This window comes from Rhizobium sp. M1, from assembly GCF_002531805.1.
GTDB lineage: Bacteria > Pseudomonadota > Alphaproteobacteria > Rhizobiales > Rhizobiaceae > Rhizobium > Rhizobium etli_C.
Window position 1 is genome coordinate 1 of record NZ_NWSW01000079.1, and the last position, 5476, is coordinate 5476.

4 protein-coding genes and 1 pseudogene are annotated in these 5476 nt (G+C 63.0%); all 5 read right to left on the bottom strand.

Going from position 1 to position 5476, the window contains the following annotated elements:
- A pseudogene (locus tag CO655_RS32705) lies at positions 1-229 on the bottom strand (lipoyl synthase); the annotation flags it as partial.
- Positions 230-245: 16 nt separating this feature from the next.
- Entirely contained in the window at positions 246-1958 is a 1713-nt protein-coding gene (locus tag CO655_RS32710) for a biotin carboxylase N-terminal domain-containing protein (protein WP_097609222.1), read from the bottom strand.
- Complete coding sequence (locus CO655_RS32715) at positions 1955-3547, bottom strand: urea amidolyase family protein (RefSeq protein WP_097667951.1); 1593 nt, start codon at positions 3545-3547, stop codon at positions 1955-1957. The genes CO655_RS32710 and CO655_RS32715 overlap by 4 nt, the downstream gene beginning before the upstream one ends.
- The gene (locus tag CO655_RS32720) at positions 3540-4313 is read right to left on the bottom strand and encodes a 5-oxoprolinase subunit PxpA (RefSeq protein ID WP_097609225.1); all 774 of its coding nucleotides are present in this window, start codon (positions 4311-4313) and stop codon (positions 3540-3542) included. Before CO655_RS32720 ends, CO655_RS32715 begins: the two co-directional genes overlap by 8 nt.
- Before the next feature lie 114 nt (positions 4314-4427).
- The gene (locus tag CO655_RS32725) at positions 4428-5405 is read right to left on the bottom strand and encodes an ABC transporter permease (RefSeq protein WP_348628173.1); all 978 of its coding nucleotides are present in this window, start codon (positions 5403-5405) and stop codon (positions 4428-4430) included.
- Between the last annotated feature and the right edge of the window lie 71 nt (positions 5406-5476).

A 5476-nucleotide genomic window follows, 5' to 3' on the forward strand; every position in this document is an offset into this window, starting at 1 on the left:
GCTTCTTGTCCCAGCACTCGCCGATATTCGGGCAGCCTGCCTCCTCGCAGACGGTGACGAGCTTATGCTCCTTCACGATCGCCCGCGTTTCGGCATAGCCTTTGGAGGTCGGCGCCTTGACGCGGATCCAGTCCGGCTTGCGCATGACTTCCGTATCCGGCCGATGCGCCTTTTCCGGATGGCGCACGCGCTTGGCGTCGGGATTGATCGTGTCGAGAATGCTCACCATCCGATTTGCCTATCCGTCACTCTATCGTTGCCAGCTCCGCACCGAGCGCGACCACCGCGCCTTGTGCGGCCTTGATGGAAATGCGACCGGCCTTCGGCGCCAGCACCCGGGTTTCCATCTTCATTGCCTCGATCACGGCGACCGCCTCGCCTTCGGCAACGTGCGCGCCATCTTCGACGTTCCATTTTTGCAGGGTGCCGGGGATCGGCGCCGTCAGCGCATTGCTGTTTGCACTGGCGGATACAGGGCCTGACGTCGTTCTTGGAACCGCAGCGCCCGAAAGCAGCCCAGCCGGAAGGGCGAACGCATGGCGTTTGCCGTCGATCTCGATGAAGCTTCGCAGCAGCCCGCCTTCCACCGGATCAACTCGCGGAGCCGGCTCGACTCCACGGAACTCTGTCTCGATCCAGTTGGTGAAGACTTTGAACCCATCCTCGCCGGTGAAGGCCGGCTCCTCCAGCACGGCCCGGTGGAACGGCAGCACGGAGGCGACGCCTTCGATCTTGAACTCGGCAAGTGCCCGGCGGGCGCGGATCAACGCTTCCTCGCGGGTCGCGCCGGTAACGATCAGTTTGGCCATCATCGAGTCATAAAGGCCGGGAATTTCGGAGCCGGCTTCGACGCCACTGTCGAGCCGGATGCCAGGACCGGACGGAGCGCGAAAACCCGTGATCAACCCCGGTGTCGGCAGAAACCCACGGCCCGGATCCTCGGCATTGATGCGGAACTCGAAGGCATGGCCGCGTGGGCCAGGTGTCTGCGTGACCGACAGCGGCAGCCCATCGGCGATGCGCAGCTGCTCAATGACAATATCGACACCAGTCGTTTCCTCCGTCACCGGATGTTCGACCTGCAGGCGAGTATTGACCTCGAGGAAGGAAATGACGCCATTCTGCGACAGAAGGAACTCAACCGTACCGGCGCCGGTATAGCCGGCCGAGGCGCAGATCGCCCTGGCGGCATCGTGAATGCGGCTGCGCTGCTCCTCGGAGATGAACGGTGCCGGCGCCTCTTCGACCAGCTTTTGATTGCGCCGCTGCAGCGAGCAATCGCGAGTGCCGAGCACCACCGTATTGCCGTGGCTGTCGGCGATGATCTGCGCCTCGATATGGCGTGGTTTTTCCAGGAATTGCTCGGCATAACATTCACCGCGCCCGAAGGCTTCCTTCGCCTCGCGCACGGCGGATTCGAAGAATTCGCCGACATCCTCAATGCGATGAACGACCTTCATGCCGCGGCCACCGCCACCGAAGGCAGCCTTGATCGCCAGCGGCAAACCGGCTTGCCGGGCAAAGGCGATAGCTTCCTCGGCGGTGGCCAGAGGACCGTCCGATCCTTTGACAAGAGGCGCCCCGACCTTTTCGGCGATCCGTCGTGCTTCCACCTTGTCGCCAAGCGCCGTGATCACCTCAGGTTTGGGACCGACCCAGATGAGGCCGGCATCAATGACGGCGCTGGCGAATTCGGCACGCTCGGACAAGAATCCGTAACCGGGATGGACCGCATCGGCGCCGGCCCGTCGCGCGATTTCCAGGATCTTTCCGATATTCAGATAGGTGTCGACCGGGCGACCGGCGCCCAGGCAATAGGCTTCGTCGGCAAGGTCGACATGGAGCGAGGCAGCATCGGCATCCGAGTAGATCGCGACCGAGGCGACGCCATAATCGCGCGCGGCGCGGCTGATGCGGATGGCGATTTCGCCGCGATTGGCAATGAGCAATTTTTTCATCGGTTGATTTCCCTGACGAGCGCATCGAATGCGGCGACGACATTGAAGCGGATGTTGGCGCCGATCGGGATCTGGCCGGCGAGATCAAGGTGGTGGCTGGCCACGACACCGATCACCGGGTAGCCGCCAGTCAACGGATGATCGGCCAGGAAGAGCACCGGTTGCCCGCTGTGCGGCACCTGGATTGCCCCAAGGGGGGTGCCCTCCGACGGCAATTCGGCGGCATCCTTCCGCTCCAGCGGCTCGGCTCCGGCGAGCCGCATGCCGACGCGGCTCGATTCAGCTGTCACCTGCCACATTTGCGTTGTGAGTGTCTCGATACCCTTTGCTGTGAACCAGTCGGTTCGCGGGCCAAGGACAACGTCAAGAGTCACGGTATCTCCGGCTCTGGGCAGCGCTCGTGTGTCGTGCCGGAAGGGATCGACGGCAGAGACGGGTGTGTTGGCCGGCACCAGGACATCGCCTGCCGTAACCGGTGCCGGCCCGACTTTTGCCAAGGTGTCGGTGGCAGCCGAGCCGAGAATGGGTTCGACAGCGAAACCGCCGCGCAACGCTATGTAGCTGCGCATGCCTTCCGTGGGAAAGCCGAGCGTCAGTTCGTCGCCGGCATCGAGCGCGAAGGGCTGAGCGAAGGGTGCGGCGACGGAACGACCGTCTTCGGTCGATATATCAAGCGGCGCAGGTGCACCGGTCACGGCGAGCGTGACCGGTCGATCGACTTTGAGGGCGAAGCCGCCGAAAGCAATTTCCAAGACAGCTGCATTGCGCGGATTGCCGACATACCGATTGGCCTCCATCAGGCAAGCACGGTCGAGCGCGCCGGATTCCGATACGCCTTGGTCACTGCTGCCGGACCGACCGAGATCCTGAAACAGCGCGGGTCGATCGGCGCGGGTGACGAAAAGCCCTGCCGCGGGTTGCACGGCTTCAGGCTCCGGTACAGCGGCAGCTGCAACCAGGGCGCCTTTTGCGATTTCACGAAAGTGGACGCGGTCGCCCGGGGCCAGAAGTGCGGCGCGCGGTCGTTTGATGTCCCACATCTTCAATGGGGTTGTGCCGATGAGCTGCCAGCCGCCTGGACTGTCCGAGGGATAGACGCCGCCGAATTTGCCGCCGAGCGCCACGGAACCCGCAGGAATGCGCACGCGCGGGCTCTTGCGGCGTGGCAGGTCGAAGTCCGGATCGTCCGAGGTCATATAGGCAAAGCCGGGAGCAAAACCGGTGAAGGCAACCGTATAGGTGGCTTCCGTGTGGCGGCGGATGACGTCATCGACCGACCAGCCGAGGATTTCAGCTACTTCGGCAAGGTCCTCGCCGTCATAGCGGACCGGGATCTCGATCGTCTCGCCCTGGCGAGCGCTGCGATGACCGAGATCAAGCGCGCATATATGCGCGCAAAGCCGTGCCCGATCCGTCACATGCGGATCGAAGCGGAGCATCACCGTTCGGGCGGCAGGCACCAGTTCGACGACCCCCTCCGGCCGATCGGCCAGAAGGCGATCGAGCAGCGTCAGCGTCTTTTCCAGACCGTCGAGTTCGACGAGAAAGGCATGGCTGCCGGCGGGCAGAAATCGCAGCTTGTCAGTCATGGTCGACATCCGTGAAAGGCTTGAGGCCGACGCCATTGCTCATCAATGCTTCGCGCAATCTCTGAGCGATGGCGACGGCCGCCGGAGTATCGCCATGGACACAGATCGATTGCGCTTCGAGCCTTACGTCCGTGCCATCAATCGCCGTGATGCGACCGTCCGCCACAAGCCGCAGCATCCGCTTGGCGATGATTTCCGGGTCGTGGACGATCGAGCCCGGCAAGCGGCGGCTGACGAGGCTGCCATCGGCGTTATAGGCCCGATCGGCGAAGGCCTCGCAGATAACCGTCAGCCCGGCCGCACGCGCCTGCTCGACGATGGGCGCCCCGGAAAGCGCCAGCAAGGCGAGCGAGGGATCGACCGCCTTGATACCGGTGCTGACATCGTAGGCTTGTCGGGCATCAGTGGCAATTGTGTTGTACAGTGCGCCATGCGGCTTCACATAGCGCACCCGGGTGCCTGCGGCTATTGCCAGAGCCTGCAAAGCGCCGATCTGGTAGATGGTATCACCGACGAGTTCGGCGCTGGACGGATCCATGTTGCGGCGACCAAACCCGACGAGATCGCGGTAACTGATATGGGCTCCGACCGAGACGCCGCGTTTTGTCGCTTCCTTCAAAACGGACAGGATGCCAGCCGGGTCACCGGCATGGAAGCCGCAGGCAATGTTGGCGCTGGTGACGATCGACAGCATCGAAACATCGTCACCCATTGCCCATGCACCGAAGCTTTCGCCGAGATCGCTGTTGAGGTCGATGTTTGCCATGTTTTCTGCCCTATCAGTTGCCGCTTTGCGGCTGCCGTGAAGTTTCGCGACGTCCACATCATCGGATTGGTCCGGTCCGGTCATGTCCATAGACGTTGCTCTGCCGCAGTCTTTTCACGCTCTTGCTTGTTTTGATCGCCTGTATTGATCGATGACGACGGCAAGGACGATGATGGTTCCCTTGGTGATCTCCTGGTAATAGGAGCCGATCTTCAGGAAGGTGAACCCTGAGGTGATGATGCCGAGGATGATGGTTCCGATCAGCGTTCCGGTGATGCGGCCGGAACCGCCGGCAAGCGATGTTCCGCCGATGACGGCCGCGGCGATGGCGTCGAGTTCGTAAGCGGTGCCCATGGTCGGCTGGGCCGATGCGGCCCGCGCCGCCGTGACCACTCCGGCCAGGCCCGACAGCAGTCCGGCGACGGCATAGACCTTGATCAGATGGCCGCCGATATTGATGCCGGAGACCCGCGCCGCCTGGGGGTTGGAGCCGATCGCATAGGTATATTTGCCGTAGCGCGTGTAGCCGAGGGCGATATGGGAGAGCACGGCGACGGCCAGGAAGATGAGCACCGGCAGCGGCACGGGAAAGCCGAAGACAATGAAGCTCTTGCCGAGCCAGGTGAACTCCGGGGTTAGAAGCGCGATCGGCTGTCCCATCGTGTACCACTTGGCCACACCTCTGGCGCAGACCATCATGCCGAGTGTGGCGATGAAGGGGGGAATGCCGGTCTTGGCGATCAACAGCCCGCTGAACCAGCCGGCCAGCAGGCCGACGACGAGGCCGGCGAGGATCGGCCAGATCGGCGAAAGATCGGTGAGTGCGGGATAAAGGGCGCGCACATCTGTCGAGCTTTGCGCCAGCGAGGCGGCGACCATGGCGGCCAGCCCGACCACCGAGCCGGAGGCCAGGTCGATGCCGCCGGTGATGATGACATGGGTGACGCCGACGGCAAGAATGCCGATCACCGAGACCTGCAGGATGATGATCGACAGGCGCTGCTCGTTGCCGAGGAACGAACTGCCGACGAAGACCCAGCCGAGGATCTCGAAGGCAAGGGCAATGCCGACCAGCACCATCAGCATCGACATCTCACTGTGAAACTTGCGTTTCACAACACGCTTTTCCGCCACAACCGTGGCCCCAGGGGTTATCGTCATTG